Origin of the sequence: Paraburkholderia sp. (assembly GCF_034668105.1) — a bacterium.
Classification (GTDB): domain Bacteria; phylum Pseudomonadota; class Gammaproteobacteria; order Burkholderiales; family Burkholderiaceae; genus Paraburkholderia.
The window spans coordinates 1-15,082 of the sequence record NZ_JAXDPY010000012.1; the positions used below are offsets into that span (position 1 = coordinate 1).

Here is a 15,082-nt window from a genome sequence, read left to right on the forward strand (position 1 = left end):
AATCCCGCCACCGCGAGCAGCGGATCGTTGCCGCCGATCCTCCACTGACCTTCAGTTCAGGCGGCGCGTTTGCGTTTGACCTGGGTGCCCGGCGGACCCAGGGCCGTGCGGCCGAGTTCGACGATGCGCGCCGACAGCCTTTCGAGCCGTGGCGACGGGACCTTCCAGGCGTGCCAGTACAGTTCGACGTCGGTGGGCTGCTTCCGCGCAAGGTCGACCAGTTCGCCGCGCTCGACGGCATCGCCGAATTCCAGTTCGGGCACCATGCCATAGGCCAGTCCACGCTGGATCGCCATGTAACGCGGCACCGGCGCGGGCACGTAGTGGCACGGATAAGCTTCCGGCGGCAGGCCGAAACGTGTCTCGAGAAAACGCGCCTGCAACGCGTCCTTGCGTGAGGAGAGGATCACCGGCGCGCGCCGCGCGCTTTCTCGCGTCAATCCATGCGGAAACCATCGCTCGACGAACGCTGCCGACGCCACCAGCCGGTAGCGCATCGCGCCGAGTCGTTCCGCGAAACAACCGCGCATCGGCGCCGGTTCGGTGGTGATGCAGCCGATCGCGAGTCCGGAGGCGAGCAGGGGTCTGCTCGAAGCTGCCGGTTTCGATGACCGCGCGGACAGCGGCGGTTTGTCGGGCGTCGAGGTCCACTGATCTAATTTTAAATGTAATGGTCAGTTTTCCTGCTTAAGCGAAAGCCGGCGAACTTTACCCATAGTTTGGAGCGAGAAGTCGTTCCGTCATTGCGTTGCCAACCCATTCGTCACCAGCCGCAACGTTTCCATCGACCGCTTATCCCTCACCCGCGAATGCACGCTCACGCGCGATTCGGGAAGCTGAGGCAAACCGAGCCGGGCGCCGACATCCACGAGGCCACGCGGCGCCACCCTACGCGCCAGCGGCGACACGGCCAGCCCAGCTGCGACCGCGGCGCCGACCGCCGCCACACCGCCGCCGACGAACACTTCCTGCCACGCAACCCCCGCCTCATTCAGCGTTTGCAGCGCGACATCGCGCACATTGCACGGCGGACTCAGCAGCGCGAGCGCCAACGGCTCGCCGACGCGCGGCAGCCATTGCGGCATGGCGAGCCAAACAAGCGGTTCGCTGAACAGCACCTGCGCGTCGTCACGCGGCGGCTCGTCGGGACCATGGCGGACGATCACCGCGTCGAGGCGCCGTTCGTCGAATTGCGCAAGCAGCGCTGCCGACATGCCCAGATGCAATTCGACCACGAGACCCGGATCGTGCGCGTTGAGCCGCGCGAGCAACGTCGGCAAGTCTGTTCCAGCGACGTGCTCGCTCAGCCCGAGCGTGAGCCGCCGCCGCTCCACCGACAGCGAACCCAGTGCCCGCTCGTGCGCGCTCAGCAGATCGCGCGCCGCGCCAAGAAAAGCGTTGCCGTCCGCGGAAAGACGCACGACGCGGGGCGTGCGTTCCACTAACTGCTTGCCGAGATGCGCCTCCAGCCGCTTAAGCTTCAGGCTGACGGCCGATTGGGTGGTGTCGAGCGCGTCGGCGGCCCGCGTGAAGCTGTGCAGATCGGCGACCAGCACGAAGGCGCGGACCGCATCAAGATCGAGGACTTTCATTTCGATTCAATATAGATGAAATAGCCGATGATGGCTGTTCATTATGACTGAGTGCGCCTAAGCTGTGTTTACCCATCACGGCAACCAAGGAGTTTCACCATGCCGCTCACACGAATCGCATTGCGCGCCGGCAAGCCGGCGGAATATCGGAAGGCACTGACGGACAGCATTCAGCGCTCGCTGGTGGAGACGTGCAATGTGCCGAAAGACGACATCTTCATGCTGATCACCGAGCACGAAGCCAGCAATTTTATTTACGACAGGCAGTATCTGAACATCGACCGCAGCGACGATCTCGTGGTGATCCAGATCACGTTTAACAACACGCGCACGCTCGAACAAAAGAAGGCGCTGTACAAGCGCATGGCGGATGAACTGGCGGAGTCGCCCGGGCTGCGACGAGAGGATGTGTTCATCAATCTCGTCGAGGTGCTGAAGGAGAATTGGTCGTTTGGGAACGGGATCGCGCAGTACGCGGTTTGAACGACTGACGAATGTGACGGGCGGTGGCAGGTATTTGAGGCAGGCGGCCATGCGCGCCCGTCAAGCAAATCGGGCGGCAAAGTCAATCGGCCCTGTCGCCCGCTTGTTGTCTGGAGACGCGATGTGCGTTACGCAATCGTATCGATTACGCCGCCGTCCACGCGCAGCGCCGCACCGGTGGTCGCCGAAGCCTGCGGCGAGCAGACGTAGACAACCATGTTCGCGACTTCCTCGGTGGAAGCAGCTCGCTGGATGATCGAGCTGCTGCGGTGTTCACGCACGAACTCGGTGGCAACCTGTTCGACCGTCTTGCCTTGCGACTTCGCGGTTTCTTCAACCATCGAGCGGAATCCGTCCGACAAAGTCGGACCGGGCAACACGGAATTCACCGTCACGCCGCTGCCGGCCGCGTACTTGGCGATGCCGCGCGCGATGCTCAACTGCGCGGTCTTCGAGAAACCGTAGGCGAGCATGTCCGCTGGAATATTCAACGCGGATTCCGACGAGATGAACACCACGCGGCCCCATTTGCGCGCCATCATCCCGGTGAGGTAACTGCGCGTGAGCCGCACGCCCGACATCACATTGACCTGGAAGTAGCGCTCCCAGTCGTCGTCTTCGATGGTGAAGATGTCACCGGGACCGAAGACGCCAAGGTTGTTCACGAGAATGTCGGCCTGCGGCACGGCCTTTGCCAGTGCGTCGCAGCCTTCGCGGCTGCCAAGGTCGCCCGCGAAGCCACGCAGCTTCGCTTGGGGCGCCGTTTTGTGGATGGCTTCGATGGCACGGTCCACCGCTTCCTGTTTGCGTCCGTTGACGATTGTTTCCGCCCCTGAAGCGGCGATGCCTGTTGCGATGGCAAGGCCGATGCCCGCCGTGGAGGCGCTGACGATGGCGGTCTTGCCGGAGAGATCGATGTTCATTGGCTTGCTCCTTGTGGGCAACCCGGTAGACGAGTCAGCCGTTGTGAGATGCTTGAATGATGATCAAGTATGCCAAACGTGAGTGCGTCCCGCAGAAATAGGCACGTTCATCGTTGTGACTGCTATTAGATGTCAATACTAAGATTGGCCGGACGGGAGGTATTTAGGGGTTTCCTGATCGTGCGGGAAATTTCCGACCGGTACTCAGATTGATCTGTGGGGCTCGTAGTCGTGCATGGATCGCTAGAAAGTCGGCGGCCGCGATTGCATCCCTATAATGACTCACACTTATCTGGTTACTTCCCCCTATGAGCGCCAATGCCCGTGACTCTTCCCTTGAACTCGGTGGCTCCGTCTGGTTTCAGGCCGGCGCGCAAACGCTCGGCGGCGCGGCGCGGATCGCGCTGCTCGCGGCGATCGGCGAGACCGGTTCGATTACCAGCGCGGCGAAAGCCGTCGGCATGAGCTACAAAGGCGCGTGGGACGCCGTCGATACGATGAACAATCTCGCCGGCGAGCCGCTCGTCGTGCGCTCGACCGGCGGCAAAGGCGGCGGCGGCACGAAGCTCACGCCGCGCGCCGTGAAGCTGATCGAGACGTTCCGGGCGGTCGAGCGAGAGCATCGGCGCTTTCTCGAACGCGCGGGCGCGGCAATCGAAGGCTTTGCGACGGATTGGGATCTGATCGGCCGCATCGGCGTGAAAACGAGCGCGCGCAATCAGCTTTATGGAACGGTGTCGGCGATCACGCGCGGCACGGTCAACGACGAAGTGTCGCTGGCGCTGACCGGCGGCCACACGATCGTTGCGATCGTCACGCATGAAAGCACCGAGACGCTTGGGCTCGCGGTGGGCTCGGCGGCGTTCGCGTTGATCAAGGCGTCATGGGTGGTGTTGTTCGTGGAGGCTGACAGCGGTGCGCCGCTGAAACTGTCCGCGCGCAATCAGTTGCGCGGCAGGGTGGAGAGCTTGAAGCACGGGGCGGTCAACGCGGAAGTGTCGTTGGTGCTGGAAGGCGGCGCGGTGATCACCGCCGTCGTCACGAATGAAAGCGTCGACACGCTCGGGCTCGCGGAAGGTGGGACCGCGGTCGCGGCGTTCAAGGCGTCGAGCGTGATTCTTGGCGTGAAGGATTGAGGCGCTGAGGTTCTTGAGACCCGGACGGCAAACGGCGGCCTTAAGGCTCGCTGCGCACACACCCCGGTGAACGCCTGATTCTCGCGCACACAATCATCGCTGACCTGCACGACCTGATCGCCTAACGCGGCCACATCGTCGGGATCATGGGTGATCAACACCATCGGAATATCGAGCCGCGTTTGCAGGTCCGACAGCTCGCGTCGCATGCGTTGACGCAGCGCGCTGTCGAGTGCGGAAAACGGAACGTGCTTCAGACATCCTGCGAATGTGGCGGCGCAAGCGTGTTGAGCGTCTGCGACAACGGCGCCGTGGCCGGGCGTACGTCACGAACGGCTTTCCACTTGGCGCGAATGAACGGCCTGTCGTGGCCCGAGACCTTCAGCGCGATATGCGTGACCCAACGTTGTGTCGGCACGTGCACGCCGTGCATCAACACCGCGAGGATCATCAGACTCGCAGTGACGGGCAACGCCGACAGCCGCCCCGGCTCGGCATGCCAGGCCATGCGCACAAAGACCAGCGCTGCCAGCGCACCGACCAGGCAGCCGGTGACGGCCTCAGACGGCGAGTGAGCGCTCAGCACGACGCGCGACAGGCCAACCGCGATGCCCGCGGCCAGACCCAGCAAGACGCCAAGCAGACGAAGCGCCGGACGCGCCGGCAGCAACATGAGGAACAGTGCGACCGGATAGACGGCGGTAGATAGCATGGCGTGACCGCTGACGCCGGTGAAATCCAGTTCGCGCACGCCGACACCCCAACCGAGGAAGGCCAACTTGGTCACGGTCACAACGCCGATGGCCGCGCCGAGCAGCAGCAGCCAGCCGGCAGCCATGCGCCACGTGTAGCCGACCGCCAGCCAAAGTGCGATCGCGAACGCGAGCGGCAGCGTCATACCGGCACCGCCGAGGCTGGTGATCGAGTACCACAAATGGGCAGGCAAATCGGGCATGGCAAAAGCGCGACCAAGGCCGCGTAGAGTCGGGTTGGTAATGGTTTAACGGGTAGAACGCCGGTTTAACGCGCAAGCGACATGACTCGCCGACCGAGCAAAAAAAGCGTGTACCGAAATGATTTACCCCGCCAGTATAGACGGGTGCCAAGGGCCGGACGCGCCACGCACCAGGCTTTTTGTGACCGCGCGTGGGCTGGCGAACAAGCTTTGCAACGGTTTGACGTTGATGTGACTGCAACGTTCGCTGGCGGAAAATTCCGCTGTCCGGTGGCGGCTTGGGTCCCCACCATCGCATGAGGATTGGTGTTATTGTGCATTGCACAACGAAGCGTCGTTCGATCGAGCGGCACCTGTCCCTTTTTGCGAGGTTTACCCGCCGATGGCAAAAAGTCTATCGAAAATCTGGCTGCGCGGTCTCAAGCGGCTGCTCGCCATTCAAACCGAGCACGCTCACGCAACGACCAAGCGCGCCCCCAAACGGCCGGTCCGTGCTGCCACCAGTAAGCCTTCGGCGAAGGCCCGTCCTGTCAAGCCGGCGGCAGCGCTGCGGGCATCCGCGAAACGCGAGGCGCCGCGCGCTGCCCCACGGGAATCGCGAGTTCGGCCACGCGCCTCGGCATGGGCGAGCGGTTCGTGGACGCGCTCGTTCCATTCGGCGCCTGCCGCGCCGGGGCGGCTCGTCAATCATCTGCAATACGGTTTGTACATTCCGTCCGGTCATGCCCTCGAGGCGATGCCGCTGGTGGTGATGCTGCACGGCTGCACCCAATCGATCGACGAATTCGCGGAAGGCACCCGGATGAACGTGCTCGCCGACCGGTTCGGCTTTGCCGTGGTCTATCCGGAGCAGTCGAAGCATGTGCATTCGCATCGCTGCTGGCATTGGTACGACGCCAGTGACAGCGCCGGCGGCGCTGAGGCGCGTGCTGTCGTCTCGCTGGTGGATTCGCTGATTGCTCAGCATGGCTTCGACGGCGAGCGTGTGTATGTCGCCGGCATCTCCGCCGGCGCCGGCCTGACAGCGCTTCTGGCCGTCAACTATCCGGAGCATTTCGCGGCGGTCGCGCTGCATTCCGGTCCCGCTTTTGGCGAGGCTCGCTCCGGCATTGCGGCAATGGATGTGATGCGGCGCGGCGCGCGCCGCGAGCCGGCCGAGCTGGTCGACGAACTCGTCAATGTGGCTGAATACCCGGGCATGCCCGCCATCATTCTTCACGGCGACGCCGACCATGTGGTCGCGCCGGTCAATGCGGACCAGTTGGCGGCGGAGTTTCTCCGGCTGAACCGCATCGTCGACGAGAAAGGCGCGCGTAAATCCGGCGAAGTTCGGGAAGAGCGCAAGAGCGGCGTAATGATGCGCGACTACATCCGTGGCGGGCGGCGCGTGGTGCGGCTGTGCCGTGTGCAAGGGCTGGCACACGCCTGGAGCGGCGGCGACGACGCCGTGCCGTTCCATTCCGCCAAAGGCCCGGAGGCAAGCGCCCTGGTATGGGAGTTCTTCAAGCATCAACGCCGCACCGGTGCAGGCCGTATCGCTGAAAGCGCCGTCACGGAAGCCTCGGCGGGCGTTCGGTGACGGTGGAACCGCACTTCGAATTGAACAGTGGCGCGATCAGAGGGTTTTCCCTATAATACGGGTTATCCCTTAGGCGTTAACGCCTAAAATTCATTGTCGAGGTTGACCATGTATCTGCTTAGCCGCCTGTTTCTCTTCCTGACCAAATCGCCCGATCAACTCGCGAAAGAACGCGCTGACGCTTTCCTCGCAGAGGCAACCGATCTGTATGATCTGGAATTCCGTATGCGCAAGCTGGACCGTGAGGCGCGCACCCGCCAGCCATCGTGGATGAGCCAGCACTAAAGCTGCGCAAGTTGAAGCATCGGCGTGTATTTGAAGAGCGTCGATGTTTGGGTTAGTTGCCCAAGGTGTTACAAATTCTTCGATCAAATCTGCGTAAGCAGGCGCTCACTTGCCGAAACGGGTAAGCGTACGCTGCCGAGCTTCGGCATGGTCGACGATAGGCGCGGGGTAATCCTTACCCAATATCACGCCGAATTCCGCGAGCCGCTCCGCGCCCGCCAGCCATGGCGCGTGGATCCATTTGGCCGGCAGCTTCGCAAGCTGGGGCAGATAGCGTTTAATAAAGCGACCTTCAGCGTCGAATTTTTCCGATTGAGTGATCGGATTGAAAATCCGGAAATACGGTTGCGCATCGCATCCCGTCGATGCCGCCCATTGCCAGCCGCCGTTATTCGCCGAGAAATCGAAGTCGTTCAATAATTCGGCGAAGTAGCGCTCGCCGAGCCGCCAGTCCACGCCGAGATCCTTCACCAGAAAGCTCGCCGTCACCATTCGCAGTCGGTTGTGCATATAGCCGGTGCGGTTCAGTTGCAGCATCGCGGCATCGACCAGCGGATAGCCCGTTCGGCCGTCGCACCATGCGGCGAACGCCTCGTCGGCTTCCCGGCCTTGCGCCCAGCGCAGCTGGTCGTACTCTTCCTTGAACGACGCGCCCGCCGCCAGCCTCGGATGATGCGCGAGGATCATGAAGTAGAAATCCCGCCAGACCAGCTCTGAAAGCCATGTGGCCGAGCCTTCCCCGTCGGGCTGCAGCGACATCTCGTGCGCGAACCGCGCGAGGGTGCGGATCGAAACGGTCCCGAAGCGCAAATGCACCGACAGATAGCTCGGACCTTTGGCAGCGGGGAAGTCACGCCGGTCCTTATAGCTGTCGATGCGAGTCATGAAGTCGTCGAGCAGATGTTGCGCGCCGCTCATGCCAGTGGGCAGATTGAGCTCCGCAAGATTGCTCGGTGCGAATCCGAGTTGATTGAGCGACGGTAACTGCCGGTCCAGACTGGATGGAAAAGCGGCCAGATGTTTCGCGTAGATTTCGACGGGATACGGCTTCAGATCAAAGGCCGTCAGTTGCTTGAGCCATGCGTTTTTGTAGGGCGTGAACACCGTGAAAGGTTTGTTCTGACCCGACAGCACCTCATCGCGTTCGAAAATGACCTGGTCCTTGAACGTCAGCAACTGGCGCCCGCCAACGGTCAGCCGCTCGCGCACCGTTTCGTCACGCTCGATTGCGACCGGTTCGTAATCGTGATTTGCAAATACCGCGTCCACGCCGAGTTCGTCGGCGAGCCTCGGCACGAGATCAGCCGGATCGCCATACAGCACGACGAGGCCGCCGCCTTTGGCGCGCAAGGCCGAATTCAACTCGCTCAACGCAGCGAGAATGAACTCGATCCGCCGGTCCTGCGGTTGTGTATCCGGATGGCGAGCTTGCCAGGCGTCGATCAGCGGTTGCAGGATCGTCGTGTCGAATACGAAAACGCACCAGACCCGCTCGCAATGTTTGAGCGCGTAGTAAAGCGCGGCGTTATCCGTGTTGCGCAGGTCGCGGCGGAACCAGACCAGACCGGTATCGAAAGTGTCGTTCAGGCGTCGGGCGCGTGTCATCGGAATCATCGGTCGGGTGGCGGGTTGTGTGGCCGGGCATCAAGCGGCGCATTGGGTTCTGTCACGCGAAAACGTATTGCTGCGCTGCGCGATTGTTCACCGGGTTTGTGATGATAAGTGATCGCACAGTCCGGTATTGCACGTTGCATGCCGCGTTCGCAAATGGAACAGTGCCCGTACCGAAAAAGCAGGTACGGGCACTGTTCATGGCGAGGCAGCTTAGCCGCGCCGCGCCGGTTCAGCGATTCACCGGCGATGCATCGAAACCGAACCTTACGCGACCTGCAAACGCACCGCGACGTTGTTGCGCGTGGCGTTCGAATACGGGCAGACCTGATGCGCGGCGTCGACCAGTTCCTTCGCTGCGTCAGCGGGGAGGCCCGGCAACGAGATGCGCAGATCGATGTCGAGCGCGAAGCCGCCTTTGTCGTTCGGGCCGATACCCACTTCCGCCGTGACTTGCGTGTCAGCCGGCAAAGCCTGCTTGCGCTGGCCAGCAACGAATTTCATCGCGCTCAGGAAGCAGGCCGAATAACCGGCTGCAAAGAGTTGTTCCGGGTTGGTGCCCGCCGCGCCGGTGCCGCCCAGTTCACGGGGTGCGGCCAGCTTCACGTCCAACGCATTGTCCGACGACACTGCACGGCCGTCACGGCCACCGGTGCTGGTTGCGCTTGCTTTGTAGAGAATGTTCATGGTGCTGCTCCTTTGTCTGGGTGATGAGGATCTGCCTGTCTACCGCTGCTTGCTCGGCCACCATTCGGGCGGCGTCTTATCGAAGCGGCATGCGATAAAGATAGTACACAAATCATTTGTGTGCAAATTAAATTTTGCATCATAGCGATAGCGTGCTTTTTGAAGCAGGCTGGCTAGTGGTCCATGAAATCGTTGAGAGTGGCGCGCAGACGCGTCAGATCGTCGCGCAGGCGGAGCAGGAATTCGGGTGTCTGCTGGGTTGCGCAGAGGATTTCCGCCGGCACTTCGCGTGCCTGGCGCTTCAGCGCGGTGCCGGCTTTCGTGAGGCGGATGTAGACGAGCCGCTCATCTTCCACGCCGCGTACCCGTTCCAGGTAGCCTTGCGCCTCGAGGCGCTTGAGTAGCGGCGTGACCGTTGCTGAGTCGAGATTCAGACGTGCGGCGAGGTCTTTGACGGTGACGTCGTCGGCTTCCCAGAGCACCAGCATGGCGAGATATTGCGGATAGGTGAGGCCGAGCTTGTCGAGCAACGGCTTGTACGCTTTCGTCATCGCAAGCGAGGTCGAATAGAGCGCGAAGCAGAGTTGTTCGTCGAGCGTGAAGGGTAAAGCGGGGCGCTGGGTCATGGTGCATCTCGTATAAAAAGAGCGTGCAAATCGATTGCGTGCAAACCATTGTGCCGCAATTCGAGGCTGGTTGGCGAAAGCGGGGGGATTCGGAACAGCAGCGGGGCGCCGCATGACGTGCTTTGAGGCGCAAGCGCTGAGGGCGCCAGGACGAGCGTACTGGGCCGCCAGGGCTGGCATACGGACCGTCAGACGGGACTGAGAAGGACACCAGAACGGAAGCGGGCAGCGTTTCGAAACGAAACCGCGCGGGCGCCACCAAAACGCCCGCGCCTGAATAGCTGGCCGCCGTTCAAGCTGCCGGCGTGGTCGGCAGATCCGGCGTTTCGGGCGTTTGCACGCCGAAGCAGCCGCGATAAGTCGCGTAAAACGAGCAGTACAGCATGGTCGTCACGATCATCGTGGCGGGCATCAGAATCGCGAACGCGAAATCGCCCGCGCCCAGCGCCTGCATCAACGCGGACAAGCCGAACGAAACGGTCGTCGCTACCGCGAACCACAATGCGCCGAACACAATGAACGCGCCGCGATTGCGCCAGCAGCTGACGATGCTGAAGAACATCGCCTTGATGGGCGGCACGTCGTGCCACGCGGCAAGAATCGGCGAGAACCAGAAAATCATCGCGACCGGAATGTAGAACGCGAACGCCGCGATCACGGCCATTGGAATATTGCTGTTGGCAATCGCGTCCTGATCCATCGTGGCCGCGCCGAGCATGATCTTCAGCAGCATGCCGCCGTCAGCGAGTGCCGAGCCGGCCAGCACCAGCGCCATCGCGACGACATACAGCGCGCCGAGCACGAGCAGACGTTTGGCGACCACGGGGCCGTACGAATGAAAGCCGTCCACCAGAATGGTCGGGAACACCGGCTTGCCGGCGATGGTGTTGCGGCACGCCGCCATGAAGCCGACCGCGACACCCGGAATGAAAACGAGCGGCAGCACGCCGCCGATGACTGGAATCTGCGCCGCCAGCGTCATGACCAGCAGATACGTGAAGAACAAGGTCAGAAACGCGAGCGGGTTCTTGCGGAACAGCCAGATACCTTGCCGGAACCAGACATAGCCGGTTTTCGCGGGGACTTCGATCAGTTGCATGAGGTATGAATGCCTGGAAGTGCAACGCCGGACAGGCGTTCGCGCAGAATGCGCTCGAAATGGCCGGGATCGTGCGGTTTGAGCAGCTCGGCCGCGCGCGGCAAATGAAAATCATACAGGCGCGAGACCCAGAAGCGGTAAGCGCCCGCACGCAGCATGTCGCCCCAATGCCGGTTTTCTTCGACGGTGAACGGGCGCACGGTCTGGTAGGCGCGCAGCATGGCTTCGGTGCGCGCTTCGTCCAGCTTGCCGGTGGCGAGGTCGACGCACCAGTCGTTGACCGTGACCGCGACGTCGAACAGCCATTTATCGCAGCCGGCGAAATAGAAGTCGAAGAAACCGCCGAGCCGTACCTCGTGGCCCGTTTCCGGCGCGGCATGCGCGAACAGCGCGTTGTCGCGGAACAGGTCGGCGTGACAGGGGCCTTCGGGCAACGCGGCGTAATCCGCCGACGCGAAGAAAGCCTCCTGATGCGCCAGCTCGGACGACAGCAAGTCACGCTGCGCGCCCGCGAGGAACGGCAGGATGGTCGGCACGGTTTCCTTCCACCACGGCAGGCTGCGCAGATTCGGCTGATAACGCGCGTAATCGCGCCCTGCCAGATGCATGCGCGCCAACATGTGCCCGACCTCGACACAGTGTTCGACGCGCGGCGCCAATTCCGGCGCGCCTTCGAGCTTGGTCACGATGGCCGCGGGCTTGCCATGCAGCATGCCGAACAGCGCGCCGTCTTCGCGCGGCATGGGATCCGGCACCGGCACGCGGTGCGCGGCCAGGTGCTGCATCAGGTCGAGATAGAAAGGCAGTTGTCCGGCCGTCAGCTTTTCGAAAATCGTGAGGACGTATTCGCCGCGCGTCGTCGTCAGAAAGAAGTTGCTGTTTTCAATACCGGACGGGATGCCGCGAAACTCGACGACGTCGCCGAGATCGTAATGACGCATCCATTCTGCTAGTTGGGGTTCGGTGACAGCGGTGAAGACAGCCATGCGGGAAACGTCGGATCAGAAGTTAGTCGGGCTGGCGCGATGCGGCCAGTGCGAGGTGTGGCAAATGTGTTGCGGACAGCGCGATCAAGTTCAATCGGGCTGAGAGTACCGCCCATGCAACGGGCCGTGAACGTGGCCACGACTCTGGCCGCGATCCTCGCCACTCTCCAAAGCCATAAAGCGTTGCGGCAATTGAGCGCGGCATCGCGGTGTTTCAGGCCATGCCGCAGGCGGCACTAAAAATGACAAGGCAAGCTGAAATCCCGAGGCGACGCCCTCGGGCCGCGCAGGTCCCGGGGGAGCGGTTGATGCCGCGCCGCCGGCCAGGCATACATCAATAACTCAGATTCACCGACGGCAACCGCGTGCTCGGCCGACCGTTGTCGTGCACGCTGGGCGATGTGTCGAGCGGCGCGCTCATCTGATAGCGCGTGCCGAAATTCGAACGCACGTTGATTTCAACGGGCTTGCCTTTGTCACGATATTCGGTGATCTCGGTGCCGTTCGCGCTGCGTTCGTAGAAGCTCGGGGTGCGCGGGACGTTGATCTCGACCTTCGAACTGACCTCGGCGCCCGGACGATTGATCTTCTCCAGGTCAGGCAGACCGGCCCGTTCATTGGCGGACTGGGGCGCACCGGGGGCCGGCGTGTCATCGACAGGCTGGGCAGCCATCGCGGCGTTGCCAAAGGCGAGTGCCAGTGCAACGGCGACGGGAAGGAGCGGCTTCATGGTGATTCTCCAATATGGTGCCCCGATTCTAGCAAATCCAGCCTTGCCCACGGGCGCGACCGCCTTATTTTGCGCCGCTTTCGCGCGTCGCGCGCGCAATCTTCGCCCACTGTTGCAGCCGTTGTGTTGCGCACCGCGGGGTCATTTGGCGATCGCGGGTTCCGTGGTAATGTCGTCTCATCAATAGGGGCGAATGAAGATGAACAACGATACCAATCAACGCGCGGTGCAGACTCCCGCCAACAGCTTCCCGACCGAATCCTTTGACGATGCCACGGAGGCCGTCACGCGTCTGTCGGCGATCTACGAAGCGAACACTTCGTTTCTGCGCGACGCTTTCGCGCGCTACCGCCGCAACGAGCTGTTCGAACGCCGGGTGCGCGCCTGCTACCCGTTCGTCCGGGTGCGCACCGACGTCAACACCCATATCGACTCGCGCCGCTCGTACGGTTTCGTCGCGGGTCCGGGCGTATTCGAGACCACGGTCACGCGGCCGGATCTGTTCGGCAACTACTATCGCGAGCAGTTGCGTTTGCTGGCCAAGAACCACCACGTGAAGATCGAAGTGGGTGTGTCCGATCAGCCGATTCCGATTCACTTCGCGTTCGCTGAAGGCATTCACCTCGAGGGCGATCTGGATCGCGAGCGCCTGTTCCTGATGCGCGACGTATTCGATACGCCGGACCTCGCGCTGCTCGACGACCGCATCGTCAACGGCACGTATGAGCCGCTGCCGGGCGAGCCGCATCCGCTGGCGCTGTTCACGGCGGCGCGGGTGGATTTCTCGCTGCATCGGCTGAAGCATTACACGGCGACCTCGCCCACGCATTGCCAGAATTACGTGCTGTACACGAACTACCAGTTCTATATCGACGAGTTCGTCAAACTCGGCCGCACGATGATGGCCCATACCGACGACGAAGAGCTGCGCGCGTATCGCAGCGAATACACGTCGTTCGTCGAACCGGGCGACGTGATCACCTACAACGAGAATCTCGGCGAGCAGACGCAGGAAGGCACGGCGCCGCCGCGTTTGCCGCAGATGCCCGCCTATCACCTCAAACGTGCCGACGGCAGCGGCATCACGATGATCAACATTGGTGTCGGGCCATCGAACGCGAAGACCATCACCGACCACGTCGCCGTGCTGCGTCCGCATGCGTGGATCATGCTCGGCCACTGCGCGGGGCTGCGTAATACGCAACGCCTGGGCGACTACGTGCTGGCGCACGGCTATGTGCGCGAAGATCACGTACTCGATGACGATTTGCCGCTGTGGGTGCCGATTCCGGCGCTCGCCGAAGTGCAGGTGGCGCTGGAGCGCGCGGTCGCGCAGATCACGCAGCTGGATGGTGTCGAACTGAAGCGCGTGATGCGCACGGGCACGGTGGCGAGCGTCGATAACCGCAACTGGGAGTTGCGCGATCATCGCGAGCCGGTGCAGCGATTGTCGCAAAGCCGCGCGGTTGCGCTCGACATGGAAAGCGCGACGATCGCCGCCAATGGGTTCCGTTTCCGGGTGCCTTACGGCACCTTGCTATGCGTGTCGGACAAGCCCTTGCATGGCGAATTGAAGCTGCCCGGTATGGCGGATCAGTTCTATCGTGCTCAGGTCGATCAGCATCTGCAGATCGGCGTGAAGGCGATGGAGTTGTTGCGGATGAACGGGCTGCATCGGCTGCATAGCCGCAAGTTGCGGAGTTTTGCGGAAGTGGCGTTTCAGTGAAGGGGGATGCCGAGGTTTCGCGGAATACGGTTGTGAAAAGAGCGGCTATATCGAAGATCGCCCCAAAGCGATCGCATGAAGCTCACACGCCGATCAGGGTTTTGACATCGCATTGATCTTGCACGAGCCCTGATGCGGCGTGTTTTCAATCTTGCTGCACTCCAATTTCGCTTCTACGCCTGTCTGATCGCCACACCACCATCGGCGCCAGACAGAATTGCCTGCAGCGCACCATCAGCATTTTCAGTCAGATCATGGGCCGCCGAGCGGTTGCATGGATCGCGCAAATCTCCAATCGCGTCTCGATACTGATTGGTTTTCTTGCATCGCTTTCTTGAGGCGCAAGAAACCAGAGTACGCGCATCGTAAAGAAATCCTCCAAGGTCTTTCTTGTCATTCGTAATATTTCAACAAGAGTCCGATATTCATCGCAATCCCGAAATTTTCAGAATTATCTGATGCCTGTCATATCGTCGGGAGCAATACATTTCGAATGTAACGAAAGCCACATTCGAAAACAACGATATCTACCAGATAAAACACGATGACTACTAGGCGATTGTTTTTTAGAGCGAGTGCATTGTCGCTTGTTGGTATCGCGAGTCAAATCGCAAAGGCAACTCCTACGATCCCCAGGATTGCAGCCACTTCGGTACGCGGATAT

The 15,082-nt window shown here is 61.7% G+C and carries 15 protein-coding genes and 1 pseudogene; 5 read left to right on the forward strand and 11 right to left on the reverse strand.

The window, feature by feature from the left end:
- Positions 1 to 56 precede the first annotated feature (56 nt).
- Together QOC89_RS00545 and QOC89_RS00550 are read right to left on the reverse strand one after the other, a co-directional pair.
- Positions 57 to 530, reverse strand: a complete 474-nt coding sequence (locus QOC89_RS00545; protein ID WP_323043236.1) for a hypothetical protein — start codon at positions 528 to 530, stop codon at positions 57 to 59.
- A 210-nt stretch (positions 531 to 740) separates the two neighbouring features.
- A complete protein-coding gene (locus tag QOC89_RS00550; protein WP_323043237.1) occupies positions 741 to 1,592 on the reverse strand; it encodes a LysR family transcriptional regulator in 852 nt (283 codons plus the stop codon).
- Positions 1,593 to 1,691: 99 nt separating this feature from the next.
- Here QOC89_RS00550 and QOC89_RS00555 point away from each other — a divergent pair, with 99 nt between their 5' ends.
- Positions 1,692 to 2,075 carry a tautomerase family protein gene (locus QOC89_RS00555; RefSeq protein WP_323043238.1) on the forward strand — a complete coding sequence of 128 codons (384 nt, stop codon included), beginning with the start codon at positions 1,692 to 1,694 and terminating at the stop codon, positions 2,073 to 2,075.
- A 128-nt stretch (positions 2,076 to 2,203) separates the two neighbouring features.
- On the opposite strand, the gene QOC89_RS00560 is transcribed toward QOC89_RS00555, so the two are convergent.
- Positions 2,204 to 2,998 carry an SDR family NAD(P)-dependent oxidoreductase gene (locus QOC89_RS00560; protein WP_323043239.1) on the reverse strand — a complete coding sequence of 265 codons (795 nt, stop codon included), beginning with the start codon at positions 2,996 to 2,998 and terminating at the stop codon, positions 2,204 to 2,206.
- 308 nt (positions 2,999 to 3,306) lie between these two features.
- Here QOC89_RS00560 and QOC89_RS00565 point away from each other — a divergent pair, with 308 nt between their 5' ends.
- The gene (locus QOC89_RS00565) at positions 3,307 to 4,134 is read left to right on the forward strand and encodes a TOBE domain-containing protein (protein WP_323043240.1); all 828 of its coding nucleotides are present in this window, start codon (positions 3,307 to 3,309) and stop codon (positions 4,132 to 4,134) included.
- Between the two features lie 95 nt (positions 4,135 to 4,229).
- Here QOC89_RS00565 and QOC89_RS00570 read toward each other — a convergent pair.
- Positions 4,230 to 4,379 (reverse strand): annotated as a pseudogene (locus QOC89_RS00570) (ABC transporter ATP-binding protein); the annotation flags it as partial.
- Positions 4,380 to 4,387: 8 nt separating this feature from the next.
- Positions 4,388 to 5,089 (reverse strand): phosphatase PAP2 family protein, encoded by a 702-nt coding sequence (locus QOC89_RS00575; protein ID WP_323043241.1) that lies wholly within the window; start codon positions 5,087 to 5,089, stop codon positions 4,388 to 4,390.
- A gap of 382 nt (positions 5,090 to 5,471) precedes the next feature.
- Between QOC89_RS00575 and QOC89_RS00580 the strand changes: the two genes are divergently transcribed.
- Together QOC89_RS00580 and QOC89_RS00585 are read left to right on the forward strand one after the other, a co-directional pair.
- Positions 5,472 to 6,668 (forward strand): PHB depolymerase family esterase, encoded by a 1,197-nt coding sequence (locus tag QOC89_RS00580; RefSeq protein ID WP_323043242.1) that lies wholly within the window; start codon positions 5,472 to 5,474, stop codon positions 6,666 to 6,668.
- A gap of 108 nt (positions 6,669 to 6,776) precedes the next feature.
- Complete coding sequence (locus QOC89_RS00585) at positions 6,777 to 6,953, forward strand: DUF3563 family protein (RefSeq protein ID WP_179739381.1); 177 nt, start codon at positions 6,777 to 6,779, stop codon at positions 6,951 to 6,953.
- A 105-nt stretch (positions 6,954 to 7,058) separates the two neighbouring features.
- On the opposite strand, the gene QOC89_RS00590 is transcribed toward QOC89_RS00585, so the two are convergent.
- From QOC89_RS00590 to QOC89_RS00615, 6 genes are all read right to left on the reverse strand, one after another.
- Entirely contained in the window at positions 7,059 to 8,558 is a 1,500-nt protein-coding gene (locus QOC89_RS00590; RefSeq protein WP_323043243.1) for a deoxyribodipyrimidine photo-lyase, read from the reverse strand.
- Between the two features lie 273 nt (positions 8,559 to 8,831).
- The gene (locus QOC89_RS00595) at positions 8,832 to 9,251 is read right to left on the reverse strand and encodes an organic hydroperoxide resistance protein (RefSeq protein ID WP_323043244.1); all 420 of its coding nucleotides are present in this window, start codon (positions 9,249 to 9,251) and stop codon (positions 8,832 to 8,834) included.
- Between the two features lie 173 nt (positions 9,252 to 9,424).
- Entirely contained in the window at positions 9,425 to 9,877 is a 453-nt protein-coding gene (locus tag QOC89_RS00600) for a MarR family winged helix-turn-helix transcriptional regulator (protein ID WP_323043245.1), read from the reverse strand.
- Positions 9,878 to 10,169: 292 nt separating this feature from the next.
- A complete protein-coding gene (locus QOC89_RS00605) occupies positions 10,170 to 10,976 on the reverse strand; it encodes a BPSS1780 family membrane protein (RefSeq protein WP_323043246.1) in 807 nt (268 codons plus the stop codon).
- Positions 10,967 to 11,962: a homoserine kinase gene (locus QOC89_RS00610; protein WP_323043247.1), complete on the reverse strand. Its 996-nt coding sequence runs from the start codon at positions 11,960 to 11,962 to the stop codon at positions 10,967 to 10,969. Before QOC89_RS00610 ends, QOC89_RS00605 begins: the two co-directional genes overlap by 10 nt.
- A 334-nt stretch (positions 11,963 to 12,296) precedes the next feature.
- Positions 12,297 to 12,692 (reverse strand): hypothetical protein, encoded by a 396-nt coding sequence (locus QOC89_RS00615; protein ID WP_323043248.1) that lies wholly within the window; start codon positions 12,690 to 12,692, stop codon positions 12,297 to 12,299.
- Positions 12,693 to 12,891: 199 nt separating this feature from the next.
- Here QOC89_RS00615 and QOC89_RS00620 point away from each other — a divergent pair, with 199 nt between their 5' ends.
- Entirely contained in the window at positions 12,892 to 14,418 is a 1,527-nt protein-coding gene (locus QOC89_RS00620; protein WP_323043249.1) for an AMP nucleosidase, read from the forward strand.
- The last annotated feature ends 664 nt before the right edge of the window (positions 14,419 to 15,082 follow it).